The organism is Sphingomonas sp. SKA58 (genome assembly GCF_000153545.1).
In the GTDB taxonomy this organism is placed as follows: Bacteria; Pseudomonadota; Alphaproteobacteria; order Sphingomonadales; family Sphingomonadaceae; genus Sphingobium; species Sphingobium soli.
Genome location: NZ_CH959306.1, coordinates 1,289,664 through 1,313,376, shown reverse-complemented (window position 1 = coordinate 1,313,376; position 23,713 = coordinate 1,289,664). Strand labels below are relative to the sequence as shown.

Genomic DNA, 23,713 nt, shown 5'->3' with positions numbered 1-23,713 from the left:
ATCTTCTATGAAAGATCATCAGTTGGGAAAAATTCACTGGAATGTCTTTGACGACATTTGTGAGGGCACGGCTTCGCGCCCGACGCCCGGATCACGCCATGAAAAAGGGCGGGCCCCGAAGGACCCGCCCTTTCTGAAATCTCGCTAATGCGAAGATTACATCGCGTTCGAAGCGTTCATCGCGTTCATCGCGGCGTTGTCGGCGACATTCGCGGCGTCCATCGCATTGTCCGAAGCGTTCATGGCGTTCTCGACAACGTTTTCGACGACAGCGTTCGAAGCGTTCGCGGTCTCGTTGGCCGGCTTCTCACCGCAAGCGGCGAGGGCCATCAGGCTGGCCGAAGCGAAAACAACAGCGATCTTCTTCATTGTGTACGGCTCCCATAGCATTATGCCGCGTCTGGCACGTTACAGAGTGACCCTACGCGAGCGACCCGCATTAACGTGTGCGCTGCACAAATCAATGCTTTTCTAAGTCGGTGAAGTGGCAGAATCACACGACGGGGTGTTGTCTACTATAAAAGTTCAGTTAGCGCTCATGCTTTCTGCCGCATTGGCGACCAGGTTCAACGTCACTGCCCACGCTGCGACATTCTGTCGCAACTGGGCGACGTCCACCTTGTCGAGCGTATCGTCAGGCGTATGGTGCAGGTCGAAATAGCGTGTGCCGTCCTGCTGCAGGTCGATGACCGGAACGCCCGCCTTCACCAGCGGCGCAATGTCGGCGCCACCACCTGCCTCCTGCCGCCCGGCGCCAATACCCAATGGGGCAAGCGCCATGGCAATCCGCTTGGCCAGGTCATCATGCCCCTGCGGCAGCTTGAAATCGACGCGCCAGACGCGATCGGCGCCAAAGTCCGATTCCATTGCCAAGGCGTGACGCTCGGTTCCGTGGGCCTTGAAATAGGCGCGAGCGCCGTCACCGCCAACTTCCTCGGCGCCTGCCATCAACACGCGAATGGTCCGCCGAGGCTGGCCGGCTTTGGCCACTTGAAGGGCGGAGGCGGCCGCAATGCCACAGCCGGTCGCATCATCGATCGCGCCCGTGCCCTTATCCCAGCTGTCGAGGTGACAGGCCGCCACCACCACGCCCGCAGCCGGATCGCTGCCGGGAATTTCGGCGACGACGTTACCCGACGGCTGATCCTTCAACATTTTCGACGTGAGCGTCAGGTGAACCTTCACCGGCTGGCCCCGCTCCACCACCCGCACCAGTTGCTCGGCGTCCGGCACGGACAAGGCGGCGGCCGGGATCGGCGTGGCTCCGTCCGCCCACATCTGTACCCCGGTATGCGGCACGCGATGATGATCGGTGCCGATCGATCGGATCAGGATGGCGATCGCGCCCTTTTTGGACGCGATGCTGGGGCCCTGGCGACGCGCGGCGCCATAATAGCCATAGGAAGAACCATCCTGCGTGGCCCCCATCCCATGGTCGACAAAGGCAATCTTGCCCTTCAGGCTAGCGGCCGACGCCGCTTCCAGTGCATCGATACTGGGGAAGTAAATGATCTCGCCCTCGATACCCTTGTCCGACGTGGATCCGCTGTTCCCCAGCGCTGCAAGCACCAGATTTTGCGGGAAGGGCGACAGGATGCGCGCCTCGTCCTGTCCGCGAACCCAGACAGGCATGGTGTAGGGTTCGGCGCGGACATTGGAAAAGCCCAATGCCTTGAGCTTTGCCACCGCCCAGTCGCGCGCACGCGCTTCCTGCGGTGTGCCGGCCGGGCGGGGGCCGACTTCGGTCGTCAGCCCTTCAGTGAAGTCCCACGCCACATCGTCCTTCAGCGCCGCCTCCCGAATCACGTCATTGTCCGCAGGCGCGGCGAGAGACAGGGAAGGGGTGAAAATGCTGCCAAGGAGCAGGGCGGCCAGCGTGCCCGATCGGATTTTCTGCATGGGTGGAGGGGTAACGGGCCTTCCCCTATTTGCCAATATGTTCCGCGTCCGCTAACCCGGCGCAAATTTTCCAATCCGCTTTTTTCTACCTTAGACTTTCGGAGCAGCGCGCACCCATGTCCGCCTCATCGCAATATGCCTATGTCATGAAGAGCATGACCAAGAGCTTCCCCGGCGCGGCGAAGCCGGTCCTCAATCAGATCAACCTGCAATTTTATCGCGGCGCCAAAATCGGCATCGTCGGCCCCAACGGCGCGGGCAAATCGACCCTGATGAAGATCATGGCCGGCATCGACACCGATTTTTCGGGCGAGGCCTGGCCGGGTGAAAATATCACCGTCGGCTATCTGCCGCAGGAGCCGCAACTCGACCCGAACAAGACTGTCCTTGAAAATGTGAAGGACGGCGCGCGCGAAATGGCGGACAAGCTGGATCGCTTCAACGAGATCAGCATGATCATGGCCGATCCGCCGGAGGACGCGGATTTCGATGCGCTCATGGAAGAAATGGGCACCTTGCAGGAACAGATCGACGCCGCCGATGGGTGGACGCTGGACAACCAGCTGGAAATCGCGATGGAAGCGCTCCGCTGCCCGCCGTCCGATTGGGGCGTCGAAAGCCTTTCCGGCGGTGAAAAGCGCCGCATCGCGCTCACCCGTCTGTTGATCCAGAAGCCGGACATCCTGCTGCTCGACGAACCGACCAACCACCTGGATGCCGAAAGCGTCACCTGGCTGGAAAATCACCTCAAGGAATATGCCGGCGCGGTGCTGATGATCACCCACGACCGCTATTTCCTCGACAATGTCGTGGGCTGGATCCTGGAACTCGATCGCGGAAAATATTTCCCTTACGAAGGCAACTACTCCACCTATCTGGAGAAGAAGGCCAAGCGTCTGGAGCAGGAAGACCGCGAGGCAACCGGCCGCCAGAAAGCCATTAACGACGAGCTGGAATGGATCCGGCAGGGGCCGAAGGGCCGCCAGACCAAGTCCAAGGCTCGTATCGCCAAGTTCGAGCAGCTCGTCGCCTCCCAGGAAAATCGCGCGCCCGGCAAGGCGCAGATCGTTATCCAGGTGCCTGAACGTCTGGGCGGCAAGGTGATCGAGGCCAAGGGGATTTCCAAAGCCTATGGTGACAAGCTGCTGTTTGAAGACCTGTCCTTCATGCTGCCCCCCGGCGGCATCGTCGGCGTGATCGGCCCGAACGGTGCGGGCAAATCGACATTGTTCAAACTCATCACGGGTCAGGAGCAGCCGGATTCGGGGGAAATTGACGTCGGCTCGACCGTGCGCCTGGGCTATGTCGATCAGAGCCGCGACCATCTGGATGCCAGCAAGAATGTCTGGGAGGAAGTGTCCGACGGCCTCGATTATGTGAAGGTCAACGGCCACGATATGTCGACCCGCGCTTATGTCGGCGCGTTCAATTTCAAGGGACAGGACCAGCAGAAGAATGTCGGCAAGCTGTCGGGTGGTGAACGCAACCGCGTCCACATCGCCAAGATGCTCAAGAAGGGCGGCAATGTCCTGCTGCTCGACGAACCGACCAACGATCTTGACGTCGAAACGCTCGCGGCGCTGGAAGAAGCGATCGAGAATTTCGCTGGTTGCGCCGTGGTCATCAGCCATGACCGCTTCTTTCTTGATCGCCTCGCCACCCATATTCTCGCGTTTGAAGGCGACAGCCATGTCGAATGGTTCGAGGGTAATTTCGAGGCGTATGAAGAGGATAAGCGCCGTCGCTTGGGCGACGCTGCCGATCGGCCGACCCGCCTGGCCTATAAGAAGCTGACGCGCTGATCTGAATGACCTCGGGGCGATTGCAGTTTTTGCAATCGCTCGGGTGCCTTTCGCACTTGCGATGGTCGCGCTACCATTCCATATCCAAAGGTGCCTTTCAGGCATCCTCTCCTAAAAACTTTCGGGCTGGTCATTCGACCGGCCCTTTTTTTTGCGGCACGCAAGGTGGCGAAGCAGGGATGAGAGGGGCGTCCTGCAAGCAAGCCGAACCGCACCAAAAAATCGATAAGCCATTGAGCTAAAGGCTTTCATACAACAGCCGTATTAGGTAGCTACAGCGGTAGTTATGACATATCCTTACGATCCTCCCGATGCTGTCGACGGTGCAATGCCGACCGAAGATTCGCTCTTTGAGGTTTGGGATACGGTCGAGCGGCTTGCTAAAGACCATGACGTTTCGACCCGATCGCAGAATGACGCCCAGGTCGCGGCGCTCAATGCGCGGATCGTCAGCCTCGAAGCGGTATTGCAGATGCTGGTAGACCCCGCGACAGGCGAGGCGGGCTACCGTGACATTCGCGCGAAAGCCGTGCAGGTGCTCGCGCATTCCGCCTGACGCGAGCCCGGGATTTGCTCAGGCCGTGGATCGCTTCAAAAAATCCTGATGTCCACTAACAGCGGCCGGCTGGGCATCAACCCGATCGACCCGCGCGGCGGGCGGTCCATCATGCGCCAATCGGACAAATTGCGCGACGGCATTCTCATCGCCCTCGATCAGAGCCTCGACACTGCCATCGGTGCGATTGCGCACCCACCCGCAAAGGCCAAGGCCTTGCGCCGTTTCCACCGTCCATGCGCGATACCAGACGCCTTGAACCCGGCCTGTGATCGTCAGGCGGCGCGCGACCCGGGTCATTAATGGACGCGCTTGATCCAGGTCTGGCCGCCTTCGCGCACCTCGACCGTGAAATTGGGAACGTCGCGGATCAGGTCGGACAGGCGCTTATACCCATAGTTGCGTGTATCGAAACTCGACCGATTGCCCGCCAGCTGTCCTACGCTGCCCAACGCCGCAAAGCCATGTTCGTCGCGCTTGACGGCGTCATAAGCGTCGATCAGCAGTTTGACGACTTCCTCATCGATCGGTTTGGCCTTCGGTTCCGATTCGGTCGCAGCTTTTGATTTCGCCGCAGCCGGTCTGGTTTCCGCCTTCCGTGCAGGCTTGGAAGCAGGAACCTCGGCCGGTTCCAGCGCGGCAACGTCGATGAAGCGGGTGCAGGCGCGACGAAATCCCTCGGGCGTATTGGCATTGCCAAAGCCGTAAACGGGGATGCCGTCCTGTCGGATGCGCGTCACCAAGGGCGTGAAATCGCTATCACTGGACATAAGGCCGAAACCATCGACACGGCCGCTGGCCAGCAAGTCCATGGCATCGATGGTCATTTTCATGTCCGTGGCATTCTTGCCTTTGGTCAGGTCGAACTGCTGCTGCGGCTCGATCGCCTGGGTAATTGAAAGAGCGGCCCAGGCTTTCAGGGTCGTCTTGCTCCAATTGCCATAGGCCCGGCGGATATTCACCGTTCCCAGTTCTGCCAGAACCGTCATCACCGAATCGAAATGCGCCGCCGAAGCATTGTCGGAATCGATCAGCAGCGCAATGTTACCGCGCCCTTCCTGTCGCGTCGCCATAACCGTCTCCTGCGTCAGGCGGCCGGCGAAAAGGCGCCGCTCGCTTCATCCAATATGTGAAGCTGGCCGTCGGCGATCGCGAAGAAGCTGCCGATCAGTTTGAGTTCGCCCGCCTTTTCCTTCTCGCGCACGCACGGGAAACTGCGCAGGTTGGCAAGGCTGACCTTGACCCCTTCCTGCTCCATCGCTCGCTCGACCTCCCGGTCGCGGCGCTCGCCATAGCGGCCAACGACCGTCTCGCGCGCCTCGTCCAGCAGCTCGATCCAATTGTGAATGAAGCCGCCTTCGCCCGGAGGCGCGCCCTTCAGATCGGCGCTGAGCGCCGCCTTGCAGCCGCCGCATTTGCCATGGCCCATGACCAGGATCTCGTCGACCTTGAGCACCTGCACCGCAAATTCCAGCGCGGCGGATACACCATGACGGCCTGGCGTCGTTTCGAATGGCGGGACCAAAGCGGCAACATTGCGCACAACGAAGATTTCGCCGGGGCTGGTGTCGAATATCTGTGCCGGATCGACGCGGCTGTCCGAACAGGCGATCACCATCACCCGGGGGCTCTGCCCTTCGTTCAATTCATCCCAGCGGTCGCGCTGCTGCGCCCAGCCGGTTTCGCGGAAGCGGCGATAGCCCGCCAGCATTTCGGCAAAGTCGATCATGGCGACGATGTGCCTGACAAACTCTGCACTGGCAAGAGCGACCCGGCATCGCTATCTGGTGCCCATGAACGAGCTGTCCCCCATTCCCGCGCCGGCCCAGCCCGAACGCGCCCGCAAGCCCGACTGGATCCGCGTGAAAGCCCCGACCAGCAAGGGCTATAATGAGACCCGCCAGTTGATGCGGGAAAAGAAGCTGGCGACGGTTTGCGAGGAAGCGGCCTGTCCCAATATCGGCGAATGCTGGACCAAAAAGCATGCGACGGTCATGATCCTGGGGGACGTGTGCACCCGCGCCTGTGCCTTCTGCAACGTCAAGACCGGCATGCCGCGCAAGGTCGACCCCAATGAGCCGCAGAATCTGGCGGATGCCTGCGCTGAAATGGGGCTGGAGCATATCGTCATTACCTCGGTCGATCGCGACGATCTGCCCGATGGCGGCGCCAGCCAATTCGTCAAGGTGATCGAAGCTCTGCGCCGCACGACGCCGAACACGACCATCGAAATTCTGACGCCCGATTTCCGCAACAAGCATGAGCGGGCGGTCGAAATGATCGTTGCGGCGCGCCCCGACGTCTACAATCACAATCTTGAAACCGTGCCGCGCCTCTATCCAACCATCCGGCCGGGCGCGCGCTATTACGCGTCGCTGCGCCTGCTGGAAACGGTCAAGAAGCTCGATCCGTCGATCTTCACCAAGTCGGGCATCATGCTGGGGCTGGGCGAGGAGCGGTTGGAGGTGCATCAGGTGATGGACGACATGCGTTCGGCCGACATCGATTTTCTGACCATGGGCCAATATCTCCAGCCGACGCCCAAACATGCCAAGGTGATGGAGTTCGTGACGCCTGCCGCGTTTAACGCCTATGCCGGCATCGCGCGCGCCAAGGGTTTCCTGCAGGTCGCGTCCAGCCCGCTCACCCGCTCCAGCTATCATGCCGGCAAGGATTTTGCCGAAATGAAGGCAGCGCGCGAAGCGCGGCTTGCCAAGGCCGCGGCGAAGGCCTGACCGCACGATGCCCCGTCACAACGAAACGCGTCATCTTCCCTATACGCCTGCCCAGATGTTCGACCTGGTGTCGAACGTCGCGGCTTATCCCGAATTTTTGCCCTGGGTGAGCGCGATCCGCGTGCGTCAGGATGGCGAGCGGGAAATGGTCGCCGACATGATCGTCGGCTTCAAGGGCATCAAGGAAAGCTTCACATCCCGCGTCCTTAAAGAGCGACCCGATCATGTGCGAGTCGATTATCTCGACGGGCCGCTCAAGCATCTGCACAATGAATGGCAGTTCCGGGACGACGGGCAGGGGGGTGTGCTGGTCGATTTCGAGGTGGAGTTCGAATTCAAGAACCGCATCTTCGAAATGCTCGCCGGGCAGTTTTTCGACAAGGCGCTGCGCAAGATGATCGGTGCGTTCGAAGAACGCGCTGCCGAACTTTACGCCTCGCCGGGCAGCAGCAATTCCAGCGCGCACAGCGCCGCCTGAAGGCGAACGCCGCCCCGGCCGTCATTATCGAAATGCCGCATGTCGGCGACGACCTTGTCGGGGCTGGCGCCCCGCTCGGCGCGCGCGAACACGACTGTGCCGACGGGCTTTTGATCGCTGCCGCCGCCTGGCCCCGCAATGCCTGTGATGGCGACAGCGACATCGGCATGGCTTTGTTTCAGCGCGCCCTGCGCCATCGCCCAGGCGGTGGCGATAGACACGGCCCCGAATGTGTCCAGCACGTCATGCGAAACCTTCAGAAGCTCCGCCTTCATATCATTGGAATACGTGACAAATCCAGCTTCGAAGACGTCGGAGGAGCCAGCGATCTCGGTCAGTGCGGCGGACACAAGGCCACCAGTGCAGCTTTCGGCAACCGCCACCGTGCGCCCGGCGCGACGATTGGCGATGATGACCTTGTCGGCGAGTTCGACCAGTCGGATCGGGAGGATAGTATCGGGCATGGCGTCAGGATAGCGCGGGCAGGGAGAGGGTGGCAACCGCCTGTGCCGCGATCCCTTCACGGCGGCCCGCAAAACCCAGCCTCTCGGTCGTCGTCGCCTTCACGCTGACCTGTCCGATCGACACCTCCAATATCTCGGCGATACGGGCGCGCATGGCTTCGCGGTGCGGACCGATCTTAGGCGCTTCGCAGATAATGGTGAGATCGATATGGTCGATCCGCCCCTGATGCGCCTTCACCCGGTCACGGGCATGGGCAAGGAAACGGTCTGACGACGCCCCCCGCCATTGCGGATCGGATGGCGGAAAATGGCTGCCAATATCGCCATCCCCCAGCGCGCCCAAGAGCGCGTCGACGATCGCATGGAGCGCGACATCCGCGTCGCTGTGACCGGCCAGCCCGCGATCATGCGGGACGAGGACGCCGCCCAGCCACAAGGGCTCGCCCGCTGCAAGGCGATGCACGTCATAGCCCATGCCCACGCGGGTAACGAAAACGGGCGCCAACAGGGCTTGCACGCGGCTGAAATCCTGTTCGTAGGTCAATTTGTTCAATCTTTCATCACCTTGCACCAGAATGACGTCATGACCACAGGCGCGCAGAATTTGCGCGTCGTCGGTCGCGTCATGTGCCGTATCCCAGGTGCGATGCGCAGCTAAAATGGCTGGAAAGCGAAAGGCTTGCGGCGTCTGGACTCGATGCAATTGCGCGCGATCCACCGTATTTTCCATGAGGCCGCCCGCACCGCGCACCAGAGTGTCTGCAACGGGCAATATGGGGATAGCCCCGTCCTTGTCCATCAACGCGTCCAAGAGCCGATCCACCACCACCGGGGGCAGGAAGGGGCGCGCCGCATCGTGGATCAACACGATGTCCGCGCCGCCTGCCGCAGCGATCGCCTCCAGCCCCGCATGTACCGATCCCCTCCGGCTGTCCGCGCCGACCACCACCTGCACATCCTCACCAAGCAGCGCCTGCGCGAGATCCTGCTGCCCCGCGGCCACGACCACGACCACGCCGTCGATTGCGTCATGGCTGGCCAGGGCCTCATGCGCGTGGGCCAACACGGTTTTGCCTGCGACCACGCGATATTGCTTTGGCACGTCACCGCCAACGCGGTTGCCCTGGCCTGCGGCGACGATCAGCGCGATGGTCTTCAAGGGAGAGGTCATCGCCGCCGCATAGCCGCTCCCGCTCAAATCAGGAAGGGGGAGAGGCACAGCGCTTGTCGGCGATGCCCATTTCCGCTAAAGGCTGCCTGTTTTTTAGGCACATTGTGAAGTGAAGATCATGCGCAGGCTTTCACCCATTTCCATCGGTCCGGTGACCATCGACATGCCCGTCGTTCTGGCACCGATGACCGGCGTCACCGACATGCCGTTTCGGACGCTGGTGCGCCGCTATGGATCGGGCCTGAACGTGACGGAAATGATCGCTTCGGCGGCGATGATACGCGAAACGCGCCAGTCGCTGCAAAAGGCCGCCTGGCATCCGCTGGAAGAACCGGTGTCAATGCAGCTGGCCGGCTGTTCTCCCAGGGAAATGGCCGATGCCGCCAGGCTCAATGCCGATCGCGGCGCAGCCATTATCGACATCAACATGGGCTGCCCGGTCAAGAAGGTCGTTAATGGCGACGCCGGCAGCGCGCTGATGCGCGACCTGCCGCTCGCCGCCTCGCTGATCAAGGCGACGGTAGAGGCGGTCGACGTGCCCGTCACCGTCAAGATGCGGATGGGCTGGGATCATGCCAGCCTCAATGCGCCCGAACTGGCGCATATCGCCGAGGATTTGGGCGCAAAACTGATCACCGTGCACGGCCGCACCCGTAACCAGATGTACAAGGGGTCGGCCGACTGGGCCTTTGTGCGCAAGGTGAAGGATGCGGTGAAGCTGCCCGTCGTCGTCAATGGGGATATCTGTTCGATCGAGGATGCCGACACAGCACTGGAGCAAAGCGGCGCGGATGGCGTGATGATCGGCCGCGGCGCCTATGGTCGTCCCTGGCTGATCGGTCAGGTCATGGCGTGGCTGACGGACGGAACGCGTCTGCCCGATCCTTCGCTTGAGGAACAATATCACGTAATCGTAGAGCATTATCGCGCGATGCTCGATCATTATGACAGGCATACCGGCGTCAACATGGCGCGCAAGCATATCGGTTGGTATACCAAGGGGCTGACTGGATCGGCGGAATTCCGCAATGCCGTGAACCAGGAGCCGGATGCCGACACCGTCCTCGACATGCTGGCGCGCTTTTATGAACCGTTGATCGCCAGCGGCCTTGATCCGGCGGAATTGCGCAAGGCCGCATGACCAGCGTCCTCACGTCGGTCCCGCCGCTCCGCGTCGCGCAGGACGGACCATCGCTGGCCGAACAGATGACTGCGTTGCCGGTCGCGACACTGATCGTTAAGCCGGACAATAGTATTGCCGACGCCAATGTTCGCGCAGAAACGCTGCTTAACATGGCGCGTTCGGCGATCATTGGCAGTGATGTGTCGCGAACCATCAGAATTGCCGAAGCAGGTGCACGCTTTGACATCTGGCACAGCAACAAGGCGGTTGCGGCTTACGATATCAAGGTGCATGCGGGCCGCACTGCGGAGATGGAAGTCGACTTGCTGATTTCGCCGATCGTCGATCATGACGGCTGGCGCGTTGTGTCGGTGCACGCGCAAAGCCAGGCGCGCAAGATCGGTCGTCGCAACTCGGCCGGAGGGGCGCGCTCCGCCATGGGCGCGGCCGCCATATTGGCGCATGAAATCAAGAATCCGCTGTCGGGAATTCGTGGCGCGGCGCAACTTCTGGAATCCGGTCAGGACGGGCGCGACACGGCGTTGACCCAACTTATCTGCAACGAGGTGGATCGCATTGCCGCGCTGATCGACCGGATGCAGGATTTCACGACCGATCGAACCCTGGAGTGCCACCCCGGCAACATCTATCCCCTGATTGATCGCGCCGCCGGAATCGCCGCTGCGGGGTTCGCAAAAAACATCAAGATCATAAAACATTATGATCCGTCCTTGCCATTTGCCACCATCAACGACGATGCATTGGTGCAGGTGATGATAAACCTGCTGAAAAATGCCGCCGAAGCACTGGATCATGTCGCCAGGCCGGTCATCCGCGTCGAAACCGCTTTCCGCCACGGCGTTTCTGTGGTGACGGGCGGCGGCAGGGGCAGTGCCGTGCTGCCCATCGAAATTCTGGTCATCGACAATGGTCCTGGCGTTCCGGAACATATTCTCGACCATCTTTTCAACCCGTTCATCACCGGCAAGCGGGACGGGCAGGGACTGGGGCTGGCGCTGGTCGACAAGCTGGTGCGCGACATGAATGGCTTTGTCCAATATGCGCGCGACACCGAAGCCGGAGAATCCAGCTTCCGTATATTGCTTCCGATGGGGATGGCGTCATGAGGGCGACGGGTGCGATCCTGGTGGTCGATGACGATCCCGCAATTTGCGTCGTGGTCGGCGAAGCGCTGCGGCGGCAGGGGCATAAGGTGAAGACGGCCGCGTCCATTCGCGAACGCAGCGCCTTGATCGACAGTTTTACGCCCGATGTCCTTATCACTGACGTCATGCTGCCCGATGGCGACGGACTGGTCGGCGTGGCCGATATTCTTGACCGCAACCCGGACCTGAATGTCATCATCCTTTCGGCGCAGAACACGCTCAATACCGCGATCCGCGCGACCGAAAAGGGGGCGTTCGAGTATCTGCCCAAACCTTTCGATCTGAACGAACTTACCCGCGCCGTTTCCGACGCGCTGGGCACTCGCGCCCCGGCCGACGGGGCGGAGGAAGGGCATGGCGGCCTGCCCCATGACGGACTGCCGCTCGTCGGCCGCTCACCAGCGATGCAGGAAGTCTATCGGACGATCGCGCGCGTTCTGTCCAATGACCTTTCGATCCTGGTGCTGGGCGAATCGGGAACGGGGAAGGAACTGGTTGCAGAGGCGATCCACAGCCTGGGGCAGCGGCGCACAAAACCCTTCATCGCGATCAATATGGCTGCAATACCGCGTGAGTTGATCGAGGCGGAACTGTTCGGTTATGAAAAGGGCGCCTTTACCGGCGCGCAGGTTCGCACTGCCGGCAAGTTCGAACAGGCGCAGGGCGGCACGCTCTTTCTCGACGAAATAGGAGATATGCCGATGGAGGCGCAGACGCGCCTGCTTCGCGTCCTTCAATCGGGTGAAGTCACGACAGTGGGGGGCTCGAAACCGGTCCGGGTGAATGTTCGGATCATCGCAGCCACTAACAAGCACCTTCCGCAACTGATTGAAGAAGGCCGCTTTCGGCAGGATCTCTACTATCGCCTGAACGTCGTGCCGATCGCGCTGCCACCCCTGCGGGAACGGCGGGAGGACGTCATTCTGCTCGCGCGCCATTTCCTGGAACGCGCCGCGCAGGATGGCCTGCCGCGCAAGGCTCTGGCCGAAGACGCTGCGCAATTGCTGATGGCCTGGCACTGGCCGGGCAATGTTCGTGAACTTCAGAATATGATGCAGCGCTTGTCGGTGCTCAGCCGGGAAAATGTCATTACGGCCGAGATGCTGCGCCATATGCTGCCGATCGAGCATGTTCCGGCGGATCATGCCGCGCCTGCCGATCATCTGATCCATGCCGTCCGCGACTGGGCCAAACGGCAATTAGGGATCGGCATCAGCCAGCCGCAACGCGCCTTGCACGATGATCTGCTCGCCGTGATCGAACCGGTCCTTCTGGAAGAGGTGTTGTCGAGTGTTGATGGAAACCAGATCCGGGCGGCCGGGCTGCTTGGTATCAATCGCAACACGTTGCGCAAGAAATTGACGGATTATGGCCTTGATCCCTTGCAGCTGCGGTTGGGGGACTGACCCGATCAGGTTGCGGATCGAGACGAAACGACGGGGGGAATCGACCAGCGACAGCTGGGCGGTGAAATACTGTGTTTGAATGGGCACGGGCTTGTTGTAACAAAGCCACTATGATCGGCGCGAATATCCTCCCCAGGCGGGCCGCTGCATGGCGGAGGCTGATGCCGGCGTTCCTCCGCGGCTGGCGGCTCGCTGCGTTGGTGGAAGGGATTACGCTCGCGCTGTTCCTCGGCATGGCGGGGCTGACCTACCATCTGCTGTCTGGCAGCGGCCAATCCTATACATTGCTGACGCCGCCGATCGTCGCGCTGTTGCTGGTTGCCAATCTGGTTCCTGCAATCGCCCTGCTTGTTCTGCTGGGCCGCCGCGTTGCCAAGCGGCGCGCCAGCGCGTCGGCGATCGGCAGCGACGGGCAATTGCACGTGCGGCTGGTCGCGATCTTTTCGATCGTCGCGAGCGTCCCGATGCTGCTGGTGGTGATCTTCGCATCCCTGCTGTTCCAATATGGCGTGCAATTCTGGTTTTCCGATAGCGCGCGCGGCATGCTGCAAAATGCAAGCGACCTGGCGCGCGGCTATTATGAGCAGAATTTGCGCGAGGTTCGCGACGAAACGCTGACCATGGCGGGTGATCTTCGCGATTATCTGAGCCAGACCGACGTTTCCAGCCCGCGTTTCGCCGAGGGCTATATTTATCAGGTCGTCACGCGAAAGCTGAACCGATCGGCCATTATCGAGGTGGGGAAGGACGGGATCGCCCGTACCGCCGCGACGGTCGATCCGGAAAATCGCCCGGTTGCCGAGATGCTGCCGCCGAACGTCGTCCGCCGCCTCGCGGCGGGTGAGGATATCGTCGTGCAGGCGCGCCCGAACCAGGTCGAGGCCGTGACCTTGCTCTATCCCGACAGCAAGGTCTATCTCTACGCCACGCGCAACGCAGGCACATCGTCCTTCTCCAATGTGGAACGGGCGCAAAAGGTGATTGCCGACTATGATCTTTTCGCGGCGCAATCGCGCGCGCTGCAACTGCGCTTCAACGTCGCGCTGTTCGTAGGCTCGTTGTTGCTCGTCGGGATCGCCGTCTATATCGCCCTGGCGGTAGCGGACTGGATGGTCCGCCCTGTCAACGAACTGGTGACCGCGGCCCGGCGCATCACCGCGGGCGACTTGTCGGCGCGCGTCACCAGCCCGCTCAGCCGCGATGAAATCGGCACTCTGGCATCCGCCTTTAACCGCATGACGCAGCGCCTCGAAGCACAAACCGGCGCGCTGGTGGCTGCCAACAGTCAGCTGGACGAGCGCCGCGCCTTTATTGAGGCCATCCTGTCAGGCGTCACCGCAGGGGTTTTGTCCGTCGATCTGGAAGGTGTCATCCTGCTCCTGAACAGTTCAGCGGCAGCTATCCTTGTGGGAGAGGATGATGACCCAGTCGGCCGGAGTCTCGCGGAAATTTCTCCAGAACTTGCTGATTTCGTCACATCAGGCGAGGATGCCGGCATCGTTCAGGTGCGGGCTCATGGCGACTTGCGGACCCTGGCGGTGAAGCTCGCCGCCGACGCATCGCGCCATATTCTCACCTTCGATGACATTACCCAGCAATTATCGGACCAACGCCGCGCCGCTTGGTCGGACGTCGCCCGGCGTATTGCGCACGAGATCAAGAACCCGTTGACGCCGATCCAGCTGGCGGCCGAGCGTCTTCAGAGGCGCTATGCCGAGGAAGTGACCAGCGACAAGGCGACATTCAGCCGATTGACCGGGACCATCGTGCGCCAGGTCGGCGACCTGCGTCGGATCGTCGACGAATTTTCTTCCTTCGCGCGGATGCCGAAGCCGGTTTTCCGCCGCGAGGCGATTGGCGACATCGCTCGCCACGCCCTGTTCCTGCACGAAGTCGCCCATCCTGACATTCAGTTCGAATATGTCGCGCACGAAAGCGACCTGGAGCTGGTATGTGACCGGCGCCAGCTCGGGCAGGCATTGACGAATATCGTCAAAAACGCTGTCGAAGCGATTGAGCCTAAGGCTGAACCTGATGCAGGCGGCCCGCGCGGCCATGTTCGCATGACGCTCGCTCGGGATGGTGAGGATATCGTTATCACGGTGCGGGACGATGGCATTGGCCTGCCGCCCGAGCGGGATCGCATCCTTGAACCCTATATGACGACGCGGACCAAAGGCACCGGCCTGGGTCTCGCCATCGTCAAGAAGATTGTCGAAGAACATCTTGGCGAAATCCGCTTTGACGATGCCGAAGGCGGCGGCGCACGCGTAACTCTGCGATTTGCCGCGATGGCACTGGAAAAACTGGAAGAAGGGCAGCCGGTGGCGCTGCCAAAAGGAAAAGTGACGGCCCATGGCGCTTGATATTCTGATTGTCGACGATGAAGAAGATATTCGCGACCTCGTCGCGGGTGTGCTGGAAGATGAAGGCTTTACCACGCGCACGGCTGCCAACAGCGACAGCGCGATTGACGCACTGGATTCGCGTCGTCCATCGCTGGTGCTGCTCGACGTCTGGCTCCAGGGATCACGCATGGACGGACTGGAACTGCTGGACGAGATCAAGCGCCGGGATCCGACCGTTCCAGTATTAATGATCTCGGGCCATGGCAATATCGACACCGCCGTTGCCGCCATCCGCAAGGGCGCGGCCGACTTTATCGAAAAACCGTTCGAGGCCGATCGCCTGCTTCACTTGGTCGCTCGCGCCACAGAAACAGAGCGCCTCCGCAGGGAAAATCACGTGTTGCGCGCGCGCTTTGGTCAGGATGACGAACTGACCGGCACTTCCGCCGCGATCAACGGCGTCCGCGCAACCATCAAGAAGGTCGCCGGCACGGGCAGCCGCGTGCTGATCTCCGGGCCCGCCGGTGTCGGCAAGGAAGTCGCCGCCCGCATGCTGCACAGCTGGAGCGGGCGGGCTGACTCGCCCTTCATCATTGTCGCTGCCGCGCGCATGGACCCGGACCGGGTCGAGGAAGAGTTGTTCGGCATCGAGGACGCGAGTGGGCTCGTGCGCCCTGGATTTCTGGAACAGGCGCATGGCGGCACGCTCTATCTCGACGAGATCGCGGATATGCCGCTCACCACACAGGGCAAGATCCTGCGTGTATTGACCGATCAAAGCTTTACGCGCGTGGGCGGCCAGCGGCAGGTGAAGGTTGATGTGCGCGTCATTTCCTCAACGGCGCTCAACCTGGCGAGCGAGATAGAGGAAAGGCGGTTCCGCGAGGACTTGTTTTACCGCCTCAACGTCGTTCCATTGGCAATCCCGCCATTGTCGGAGCGTCGCGACGACATTCCGCCGCTGGTTGAACATTATCTCGCCCGCTTTGCCGCCGATCGCCGGGTTCCCCCGCCCGAAATCGCCAGTGACGCCATGGCGGCTTTGCAGGCCAATGAATGGCCCGGCAACGTCCGTCAGCTACGCAACGTGATCGAACGTACGATGATTCTGGCGCCAGGGGACCGGATCGGGCGTATCGAGCTGGATATGCTGCCGTCCGAATTGACCAGCGACAGCGGCGGGGAGGGGATTGGACAATCGGCGATCATGGGCGCGCCGCTCCGCGAAGCGCGCGAGAGCTTCGAACGCGAATATCTGCGTATTCAAATCCGCCGCTTTTCCGGCAATATTTCGCGAACGGCGACCTTCATCGGCATGGAGCGCTCGGCCCTTCATCGGAAATTGAAGCTGTTGGGCATCACCGAAGACAAGGATTAGCGATTTGCCATTGCCTGTGGACGGCTCTTCGCAATTGCGGTAGAAATGCGCCGCCTCCGGTACGCGGAGACAAGCAAGACGCCCTGCTTAAGGGCGCGAAGAGCGGGTAACGTCCCGCCAAGAATATAGGACTGGCGACGACCATGGCCGACAAAGTGAACAATCTTCAGGATATCTTCCTGAACAGCCTGCGCAAGAGCAAGACCCCGGTGACCATGTTCCTGGTCAAGGGCGTAAAGCTGCAAGGCATCATCACCTGGTTCGACAATTTCTCCGTGCTGCTCCGCCGTGATGGGCAGTCGCAACTGGTATACAAGCACGCCATCTCAACCGTCATGCCGGCCCAGCCGATGGACCTAACCGACCTACGCAAGTCGAGCGATGGGAATGGCAAGTCGAAGCTGTTGCAGGAAATCTTCCTGTCGGCCGTTCGCAAATCCGGCAGCCCGGTCACAATGTTCCTGGTCAACGGCGTCATGCTCCAGGGTGAGATCGCGGCGTTCGACCTGTTCTGCATGTTGCTGGAGCGCGACGGCATGGTGCAGCTAGTCTACAAACATGCCATTTCCACGGTTCAGCCTCTTCATGCGCTCGACTTGACGGGCGAAAACGAACAGGACGACTGATCGCTGCGGCGTTCCTTTCATTCCTTCGATAATGCTCCCGCTCGGCCGGCGTTTCAGCCCATCAGGCTGTTCGCCACCCGACGGGAGCATGTCGCATTTTGAGGCGTTGAAATATTCATGGCCGTGTTCAATCGCGAATCACAGGATGAAGTTTCACGCGGCGCGCGGGCGGTGGTCGTTCACGCGGAAACTCGTGGGCTAGAACGTAGGGACAGCGATGCCCGGCTGGAAGAAGCGCGAGGGCTAGCGCTCGCCATTGGCATTGACGTGCGCGCCGCGCAGGCATTTCGCGTGCGCGACCTCAAGCCGGCAACCCTGTTCGGCAGCGGGCAGGTAGACCAGATCGCGACGCTAGCGCGCCAGGAAGAGGCCGAATTGATCATCGTCGACAATAGTCTGTCGCCGGTTCAGCAAAGCAATTTGGAAAAGGCATGTGAAGCCAAGGTTATCGACCGAACCGGTCTGATCCTTGAAATCTTCGGTGAACGCGCCGCCACCAACGAAGGTCGATTGCAGGTCGAACTCGCCCATCTCGACTATCAGGCGGGGCGCCTTGTGCGCAGTTGGACTCACCTTGAACGGCAGCGCGGCGGCTTTGGCTTCTTGGGCGGTCCGGGGGAAACCCAGATCGAGGCGGACCGCCGCATGATCCGCGATCGCATGGCAAAGATCCGGCGCGAGCTGGATCAGGTGACGCGCACACGCGGCCTTCACCGGGCCCGCCGCCAGCGCGCGCCTTGGCCGGTGATTGCACTGGTCGGCTATACCAACGCTGGAAAGTCTACGCTTTTCAATCGCTTGACCGGGGCTGAGGTCATGGCGGAAGATTTACTGTTTGCCACGCTCGATCCAACGATGCGCCAGATTGCGTTACCCGGCCTCGACAAGGCGATCCTGTCCGACACTGTGGGATTTGTGTCGGACCTGCCGACACAACTGATCGCCGCGTTCCGCGCAACGCTGGAGGAAGTGCTGTCCGCCGATCTTATCGTCCATGTCCGCGATATTGCCCATCCCGACAGCGATGCCCAGCGCGACGACGTGCTGGACGTACTCGGAGAACTCGGCGTGACCGGTGAAGCAGCGCTGGAGCGCGGGGAGGGGACCTCGGAGCCGCCGCCGATCATCGAGGCGTGGAACAAGCTCGACCTGCTGGATGCGGATAGCATGTCCTTGGTCCGGGAGCAGGCTGCGCGGCGAGAGGATGTCGTGATCCTGTCAGCGCTGACAGGCGAGGGGATGGATCAACTCCAACGGATGATCAGCGATCACATGACCCGCGGAGCGAAAGTTTACACCTTCAGCATTCCCGTTGCGGACGGCGCATCATTGGCCTGGCTGCACGAGCATGGCGAAGTATTGCGTTCCGAAACAGGCGATGACATGACGAATGTCGAAGTACGGCTGTCGGACGCATCTTTCGCGCGCTTTACCAAATCTGACTTTGCGTGAAATAAAAGAGGGCGAAGACCATCCACCCTCCAGCTCTTACGTCAGATTTTTTTCGACGACATTTATCGCCGCGTTGAGGGCAGGGGCGCGCTCGCAACGATTGTCACACGCCTCACGCTGTTTGCGCAACCGGGCCAAGATATTGTTCGCCGCATCGACATTTCCCAGCTTGATTTCCGCGAGCGCCAGACCACTCATGGATCCTGGATGATAATGGAAACCGCGATGCACGCTCCGCTCGAAATATCGGCGTGCGGCGTCAGCGTCACCCAGGCCCAGCTTGGTCACGCCGAGTAAAAAGCGGACGTCCTTGCTCGGGGTTCGCCCCATAAGCCGATTTAACACCGGGTCGGCCTCGGCATATTTTCCCTGCACGACCAGTTCACGGGCATATTGCATAGCGTTTACGGGCGGACGGTCGGGGGGGCCCCTGAACGCGCCACTGGCAGAATATGCCGTGCTACCGGAAGACAAGGTTCCAAAGTCATAACCGGCGTTGAAATTGATGCCAGTGATGCCGGTGACGGCATGTCCTCCTTGCGCGAAGGCAGGAACGGAAACAGCCATACAGAGCGGCAGAAGGAGTCGTAAGCGCATAGCATTCTCCTTTGATCTGAATAGCTAAGATATGCCTGCCATGGGCGCTCGTCAATATCCGTTGCAACTTACAATGGTTAATCCGTGCGCTCCTGTGATTTGGCGCTTTGCCAAAGCGCTTCCTTGTCTTCAAGCGGCATGGCTGCAAAAGACAATCCGCCTTCTGCTTCCATTGTCCGGAAACGGCGCTCGAACTTGCTATTTGCGCGGCGCAGCGCCGTTTCAGGATCGACCTTCAGGTGACGCGCCAAATTCACGACGGCGAACAGCAGGTCGCCAACTTCTTCCTCATACTCGGCACTAGTCCGCGCTGCGGCAACTTCCTTCAGTTCCTCCTCGATCTTTGCGACCACGCCGTCCGTGTCTGGCCAATCGAACCCCGTGCGCGCCGCGCGTTTCTGGAGCTTTTCCGCGCGCGACAGTGCGGGCAGGGCGGTTGCCACACCCGATAGCGCGCTGGGATCGGGCTCCTTTTCCGCGCGTTCGGCCGCCTTGATCGCCTCCCATTGCGCATGGCCATCCTCGCGCCTGACGCCGTCACCAAAGACGTGCGGATGCCGGCGGATCATCTTGCGGGTTATCCCGTCGATGACATCCTGCATGGAAAAATGGCCAGCTTGCTCGGCCATGCGGCTGTGGAAGGCCACTTGAAGCAACAGGTCACCCAGTTCATCGCGCAATGCCGCCATGTCGTCGCGCTCGATCGCATCTACCACCTCATAGGCTTCTTCGATCGTATAGGGGGCGATCGAGGCAAAATCCTGAGCAATGTCCCAAGGACAGCCGACTTCGGGATCGCGCAGCCGTGCCATGACGGTGGCCAGCGGCATGATATCGGCTGGACTTGGGCTTTGGCTTGGTCGTGTCATACAACGTCCCGCATCATGTTCAGTGTCGTCGATCGGCGCAGATAGGTGAGGTTCACTCCAGCCGCCAGATGATATTCGTGTTCGATAATATATATTATGTAAAGTTTCATAGCGAGGGATGCGTGTGTCGAGCTGTCCCTTTCGGCGTCCGCATACGCACTAATCCTCTAATATTTGGCTGTGCTTTGCCGTGTCGCGCATGCACACATAGACGGCCAGCGATATGGCGATCATGATGCTGACATAGAAGTAGAATGCCTCCTCCATGCCAGCCTGTTTGAACCACAAGGCGACGAATTCGGCCGTGCCGCCGAACAGCGTATTGGCCAAGGCATAAGGCAGCGCCACCCCCAGCGCGCGGATATGCGCGGGAAACAGCTCAGCCTTCACCACGGCGTTAATCGACGTATAGCCGGTAACGATCAGCAGCCCCGCCATGACCAGCAATCCGGCAACCATCGGATCGGTCGTTTGCGCAAGCGTGGAAAAAATCGGATAGGTGCATATCACACCAAGCACGCCAAAGCTGATCATCAGCGGCTTGCGACCGATGCGGTCCGACACTGCCCCCGCGACCGGCTGAAGCAACATGAATAGGAACAACGTCACTGCATTGATCTGAGACGCGGCCTCGCGGGTCAGGCCGCTGGTGTTCACCAGAAATTTCTGCATGTAGATGCTGTAGGCATAAAAGGCGATCGTCCCGCCAGCCGTCAGCATCATCACCGTCATCGTCTCGCGCGGATGGCGTGTGATCAATTCGACGAAGCCAGACTTGGGCGCGCCCTCGGCCTTGGCATTGGCAAAGCTTTGCGTTTCCGACAGGCCCCGTCGCAGCCAGAACACGATAATCGCCAGTGCGCCACCGATGAAAAAGGGTATCCGCCAGCCCCAGGAATCGAGTTGCTCCACCGTCAGGCTGGCCTGTAGGATCAGCAGCACGCAAATCGCCACCAGCTGCCCGGCAATCAACGTCACATATTGGAAGCTGGAAAAGAAACCCCGGCGATTTCGACCGGCCATTTCGGACAGATAGGTCGCGCTTGCGCCATATTCGCCACCGATCGAAAGCCCCTGCATCAACCGGGCAAGCACCAGCAGCATCGGCGCGGCAACGCCGATCGTCTCATAACCTGGCGTCACGCCGATCAGCAGAGACCCGGCGCACATCAGCGCCACGGACAAGGTCAAGCCGCTTTTGCGGCCATGGCGGTCGGCATAGACGCCCATCAGCCAGGCGCCGATCGGCCGCATCAGAAATCCGACCGCGAAAATGCCCGCCGCACTCAGCAATTGCGCCGTGCGATCCTCACTGGGGAAGAAATGCGGCGCGAAATAGAGCGTGAAGGCGGAATAGGCATACCAATCATACCATTCGACCAGATTGCCGGTGGATCCGCCGATAATCGCCTTCAGCCTCTGGCGCTGACTGGGTGCTGCATGGCTCTCCATCATGGCGTCAGCACCATTTCGCCATCCTGCACACCCCAACTTTTGAGGCGCGAAAGCATGTTCATCCCGATGACATTGACATCACCAAATGCGGGCGAGACCACGACTGGCAGATCGCTCGCGTGAACTGGCCCGATAGCAAGGGTCGCGACATTGGATCGCCGCGCCTCCACCCGACCATTGGCGGTCGTCATGATAACGCCCGGCGCGCCTACGTCATAATTCAGCCCGGACGCCTGCGCACTGGATTCCGATAAGGCCGTGATGGTCGCGCCACTGTCGATAAGAAAGCGCGCCGGCGCGCCGTTTATCCGGCCTTCGACCCAATAATGCCCGTCTGGCGCAACCGGGATCCGCAGTCTCTGGCCCTCCGTCAGCGCCTGCGGCATGGCGGCAGGCGCATCGGCTGGAGTAGCTACCCCCCCTCCTCCGCCCAGCGGCCGGTGAGATACCCGCTATCCTGCGCAAATTTGAACAGGCCGAGCAATGCCGCAAAGATTGCGACCCACAGCAACGCCATGCGCCACAAGCTGCTCCACGCGAGCCGCCGTCCAACCAGCGCCGAGCCGACGAGCACCAGCGCCAGCAGATACCAGATGCTCGAAGCCGCCTGACCCGTCCCGTCCATCAGTTCTCCCGCACATTTTTGCCCAAATCTGCCACCAGCCCGTCGTAACCGGGTTCCACGCCCCGGGGCAGTGTATGGCAAAGCGTGGCATAGTCCATGCTTTGGTCCATATGCGTCAGGATCGCCCGTCCCGGCCGCGCCGCCGCGATGCCTTCCAGCGTCATGGCCAGGTGCGGGTGGGTAGGATGCGGCTTTTCGCGCAGCGCATCCACAACCCAGATGTCCACTTGATCATATAAAGCCAGCATTTCGGGTGTTATGACATGAAAATCCGTCGCATAGCCGATGGACTTTCCATCATGACTGAACCGAAAGCCGGTTGAATAGATAGCACCATGGGGCTGATCGACGCAGGAGATGTCGATGTCGCCGATCTGCAATGAATCATGCAGCGGGCACGCGGCGATGGTCGGGTGATAGCCTTGCCGCCCCTCGAACGCATAGGCGAACCGCTGCTTCAGTAATTTCAGCGTCTGCGCGCGGGCATAGCCGGGCACCGGCGTTCCACGATGATGATAAAGCTGCCGCACATCGTCCAGCCCGTGGCAATGATCGGCATGATCATGCGTCCACAGGATCGCGTCGATATGCGCGACATCCGCGCTCAGCAATTGCGCCCGCATGTCAGGCGATGTGTCCACCAGAATGCGCGTCGTCGCGCTTTCCACCAGGATGGATACCCGAGTGCGCCGGTTTTTCGGCTCGCTGGGGTCACAAATGCCCCAGTCATTGCCGATACGCGGCACGCCTGAAGAGGTGCCGCTACCCAGCATGGTCAGCTTCAGGCTCATGCCACCTTCGAGAACAGCGTGCGAAAATTGGCGGACGTCGCCGCCGCCAGTTGCTCCACGCTCTCGCCTCGCAACGCCGCCAGAAAGCGGGCAGTGTCAGCCACATAGGCCGGCTCGCACGGCTTTCCCCGATGTGGCACCGGAGCAAGAAAGGGCGAGTCGGTTTCCACCAGCAATCGGTCTAGCGGCAATCGCGCCGCCGTTTCCTGCAAATCCCTGGCGCTCTTGAACGTCACGATACCCGATATGCTGATATAGAAGCCCAATGCCATCGCGGCGTCGGCAAAGGCCCCGCTCGCCGTGAAACAGTGGATGACGCCGCTATAAGGACCCTGCTCCATTTCGTCTCGCATGATGCGGATCGTATCGTCTTCAGCGTCACGGGTATGAACAATCAACGGCAGGCCGGTCTCGCGACAGGCGGCAATGTGCGCGCGGAAACTATGTTGCTGCCGCTCCCGGTCGCTATGGTCATAATAATAATCGAGTCCCGTTTCCCCAATGCCTACCACGCGCGGGTGCGAAGCGCGCGCCACCAGCTTGGCGGTGTCGACATGGGGATGTTCATCGGCTTCATGCGGGTGAATGCCGACCGTCGCCCAAACGTCGGGTTCGCGCACCGCCGTGCCCAAAACCGCGTCCCATTCGCTCTCGCGGGTCGCGATGTTGAGCATCAGGTCCACGCCGGCCGCCCGCGAACGTTCCAGCACATTCTTCTGATCCTCTATCAAGCCCTTGTAATTGAGATGACAATGGCTGTCGATCAGCACCG

At 60.8% G+C, this 23,713-nt stretch carries 25 protein-coding genes; 11 read left to right on the top strand and 14 right to left on the bottom strand.

Annotated features, from left to right (window positions below; translation table 11 throughout):
- Nucleotides 1-156: 156 nt before the first annotated feature.
- Nucleotides 157-369, bottom strand: coding sequence for a hypothetical protein (locus SKA58_RS06875; protein WP_009821667.1), 213 nt, complete (start codon nt 367-369; stop codon nt 157-159).
- A 156-nt stretch (nt 370-525) separates the two neighbouring features.
- Nucleotides 526-1,899: a M28 family peptidase gene (locus SKA58_RS06870; RefSeq protein WP_009821666.1), complete on the bottom strand. Its 1,374-nt coding sequence runs from the start codon at nt 1,897-1,899 to the stop codon at nt 526-528.
- A gap of 116 nt (nt 1,900-2,015) precedes the next feature.
- Between SKA58_RS06870 and ettA the strand changes: the two genes are divergently transcribed.
- Together ettA and SKA58_RS06860 are read left to right on the top strand one after the other, a co-directional pair.
- Entirely contained in the window at nt 2,016-3,701 is a 1,686-nt protein-coding gene (gene ettA, locus SKA58_RS06865) for an energy-dependent translational throttle protein EttA (RefSeq protein WP_009821665.1), read from the top strand.
- A 328-nt stretch (nt 3,702-4,029) separates the two neighbouring features.
- Nucleotides 4,030-4,257, top strand: a complete 228-nt coding sequence (locus SKA58_RS06860; protein WP_232209375.1) for a hypothetical protein — start codon at nt 4,030-4,032, stop codon at nt 4,255-4,257.
- Nucleotides 4,258-4,275: 18 nt separating this feature from the next.
- Here the strand turns inward: SKA58_RS06860 and SKA58_RS06855 are convergent, their stop codons facing one another.
- Genes SKA58_RS06855 through SKA58_RS06845 form a run of 3 tightly spaced genes read right to left on the bottom strand, consistent with a single transcriptional unit; the run spans nt 4,276 to nt 5,986 of the window.
- Nucleotides 4,276-4,557, bottom strand: a complete 282-nt coding sequence (locus SKA58_RS06855) for an acylphosphatase (protein WP_009821663.1) — start codon at nt 4,555-4,557, stop codon at nt 4,276-4,278.
- Nucleotides 4,557-5,330, bottom strand: coding sequence for an NYN domain-containing protein (locus SKA58_RS06850; RefSeq protein WP_009821662.1), 774 nt, complete (start codon nt 5,328-5,330; stop codon nt 4,557-4,559). Before SKA58_RS06850 ends, SKA58_RS06855 begins: the two co-directional genes overlap by 1 nt.
- A 14-nt stretch (nt 5,331-5,344) precedes the next feature.
- Nucleotides 5,345-5,986: a carbonic anhydrase gene (locus tag SKA58_RS06845; RefSeq protein ID WP_009821661.1), complete on the bottom strand. Its 642-nt coding sequence runs from the start codon at nt 5,984-5,986 to the stop codon at nt 5,345-5,347.
- A gap of 7 nt (nt 5,987-5,993) precedes the next feature.
- On the opposite strand from SKA58_RS06845, the gene lipA reads away from it, so the two are divergent.
- Both lipA and SKA58_RS06835 read left to right on the top strand, forming a co-directional pair.
- Nucleotides 5,994-6,992 (top strand): lipoyl synthase, encoded by a 999-nt coding sequence (gene lipA, locus SKA58_RS06840; RefSeq protein ID WP_050763017.1) that lies wholly within the window; start codon nt 5,994-5,996, stop codon nt 6,990-6,992.
- Nucleotides 6,993-6,999: 7 nt separating this feature from the next.
- The gene (locus SKA58_RS06835; protein WP_009821658.1) at nt 7,000-7,470 is read left to right on the top strand and encodes a type II toxin-antitoxin system RatA family toxin; all 471 of its coding nucleotides are present in this window, start codon (nt 7,000-7,002) and stop codon (nt 7,468-7,470) included.
- Here SKA58_RS06835 and SKA58_RS06830 read toward each other — a convergent pair.
- Together SKA58_RS06830 and SKA58_RS06825 are read right to left on the bottom strand one after the other, a co-directional pair.
- Nucleotides 7,422-7,934 (bottom strand): CinA family protein, encoded by a 513-nt coding sequence (locus SKA58_RS06830; protein ID WP_009821657.1) that lies wholly within the window; start codon nt 7,932-7,934, stop codon nt 7,422-7,424. The two genes, SKA58_RS06835 and SKA58_RS06830, sit on opposite strands and share 49 nt — an antisense overlap.
- Before the next feature lie 4 nt (nt 7,935-7,938).
- Complete coding sequence (locus tag SKA58_RS06825; protein WP_037542701.1) at nt 7,939-9,105, bottom strand: bifunctional 2-C-methyl-D-erythritol 4-phosphate cytidylyltransferase/2-C-methyl-D-erythritol 2,4-cyclodiphosphate synthase; 1,167 nt, start codon at nt 9,103-9,105, stop codon at nt 7,939-7,941.
- A gap of 118 nt (nt 9,106-9,223) precedes the next feature.
- Here SKA58_RS06825 and dusB point away from each other — a divergent pair, with 118 nt between their 5' ends.
- The 7 genes from dusB to hflX all read left to right on the top strand — a co-directional run bounded on the left by dusB (nt 9,224) and on the right by hflX (nt 18,604).
- Nucleotides 9,224-10,246: a tRNA dihydrouridine synthase DusB gene (gene dusB / locus SKA58_RS06820; protein ID WP_037542699.1), complete on the top strand. Its 1,023-nt coding sequence runs from the start codon at nt 9,224-9,226 to the stop codon at nt 10,244-10,246.
- Nucleotides 10,243-11,355, top strand: a complete 1,113-nt coding sequence (locus tag SKA58_RS06815; protein ID WP_009821654.1) for a two-component system sensor histidine kinase NtrB — start codon at nt 10,243-10,245, stop codon at nt 11,353-11,355. Before dusB ends, SKA58_RS06815 begins: the two co-directional genes overlap by 4 nt.
- Complete coding sequence (gene ntrC / locus SKA58_RS06810; protein ID WP_009821653.1) at nt 11,352-12,800, top strand: nitrogen regulation protein NR(I); 1,449 nt, start codon at nt 11,352-11,354, stop codon at nt 12,798-12,800. Before SKA58_RS06815 ends, ntrC begins: the two co-directional genes overlap by 4 nt.
- A gap of 110 nt (nt 12,801-12,910) precedes the next feature.
- Entirely contained in the window at nt 12,911-15,166 is a 2,256-nt protein-coding gene (locus SKA58_RS06805) for a HAMP domain-containing histidine kinase (protein WP_037542225.1), read from the top strand.
- On the top strand, nt 15,156-16,526 hold the full coding sequence (ntrX, locus tag SKA58_RS06800) for a nitrogen assimilation response regulator NtrX (protein WP_009821651.1): 1,371 nt from the start codon (nt 15,156-15,158) through the stop codon (nt 16,524-16,526). The genes SKA58_RS06805 and ntrX overlap by 11 nt, the downstream gene beginning before the upstream one ends.
- A 143-nt stretch (nt 16,527-16,669) precedes the next feature.
- Nucleotides 16,670-17,152, top strand: coding sequence for an RNA chaperone Hfq (gene hfq, locus SKA58_RS06795; protein ID WP_009821650.1), 483 nt, complete (start codon nt 16,670-16,672; stop codon nt 17,150-17,152).
- Between the two features lie 117 nt (nt 17,153-17,269).
- Nucleotides 17,270-18,604: a GTPase HflX gene (gene hflX, locus SKA58_RS06790; protein WP_009821649.1), complete on the top strand. Its 1,335-nt coding sequence runs from the start codon at nt 17,270-17,272 to the stop codon at nt 18,602-18,604.
- Between the two features lie 36 nt (nt 18,605-18,640).
- Here hflX and SKA58_RS06785 read toward each other — a convergent pair whose 3' ends face one another.
- The 7 genes from SKA58_RS06785 to SKA58_RS06755 form a co-directional block, all read right to left on the bottom strand.
- Nucleotides 18,641-19,171 (bottom strand): tetratricopeptide repeat protein, encoded by a 531-nt coding sequence (locus tag SKA58_RS06785; protein WP_009821648.1) that lies wholly within the window; start codon nt 19,169-19,171, stop codon nt 18,641-18,643.
- 107 nt (nt 19,172-19,278) lie between these two features.
- Complete coding sequence (gene mazG, locus SKA58_RS06780; RefSeq protein ID WP_009821647.1) at nt 19,279-20,031, bottom strand: nucleoside triphosphate pyrophosphohydrolase; 753 nt, start codon at nt 20,029-20,031, stop codon at nt 19,279-19,281.
- 198 nt (nt 20,032-20,229) lie between these two features.
- The gene (locus tag SKA58_RS06775) at nt 20,230-21,525 is read right to left on the bottom strand and encodes an MFS transporter (RefSeq protein ID WP_009821646.1); all 1,296 of its coding nucleotides are present in this window, start codon (nt 21,523-21,525) and stop codon (nt 20,230-20,232) included.
- Complete coding sequence (locus tag SKA58_RS20295; RefSeq protein ID WP_009821645.1) at nt 21,522-21,911, bottom strand: retropepsin-like aspartic protease family protein; 390 nt, start codon at nt 21,909-21,911, stop codon at nt 21,522-21,524. Before SKA58_RS20295 ends, SKA58_RS06775 begins: the two co-directional genes overlap by 4 nt.
- 26 nt (nt 21,912-21,937) lie before the next feature.
- Nucleotides 21,938-22,150: a hypothetical protein gene (locus SKA58_RS20290; protein ID WP_009821644.1), complete on the bottom strand. Its 213-nt coding sequence runs from the start codon at nt 22,148-22,150 to the stop codon at nt 21,938-21,940.
- A complete protein-coding gene (locus SKA58_RS06760) occupies nt 22,150-22,941 on the bottom strand; it encodes an MBL fold metallo-hydrolase (RefSeq protein ID WP_009821643.1) in 792 nt (263 codons plus the stop codon). The genes SKA58_RS20290 and SKA58_RS06760 overlap by 1 nt, the downstream gene beginning before the upstream one ends.
- Nucleotides 22,938-23,711 carry a TatD family hydrolase gene (locus SKA58_RS06755; protein ID WP_009821642.1) on the bottom strand — a complete coding sequence of 258 codons (774 nt, stop codon included), beginning with the start codon at nt 23,709-23,711 and terminating at the stop codon, nt 22,938-22,940. The genes SKA58_RS06760 and SKA58_RS06755 overlap by 4 nt, the downstream gene beginning before the upstream one ends.
- Nucleotides 23,712-23,713: the final 2 nt, after the last annotated feature.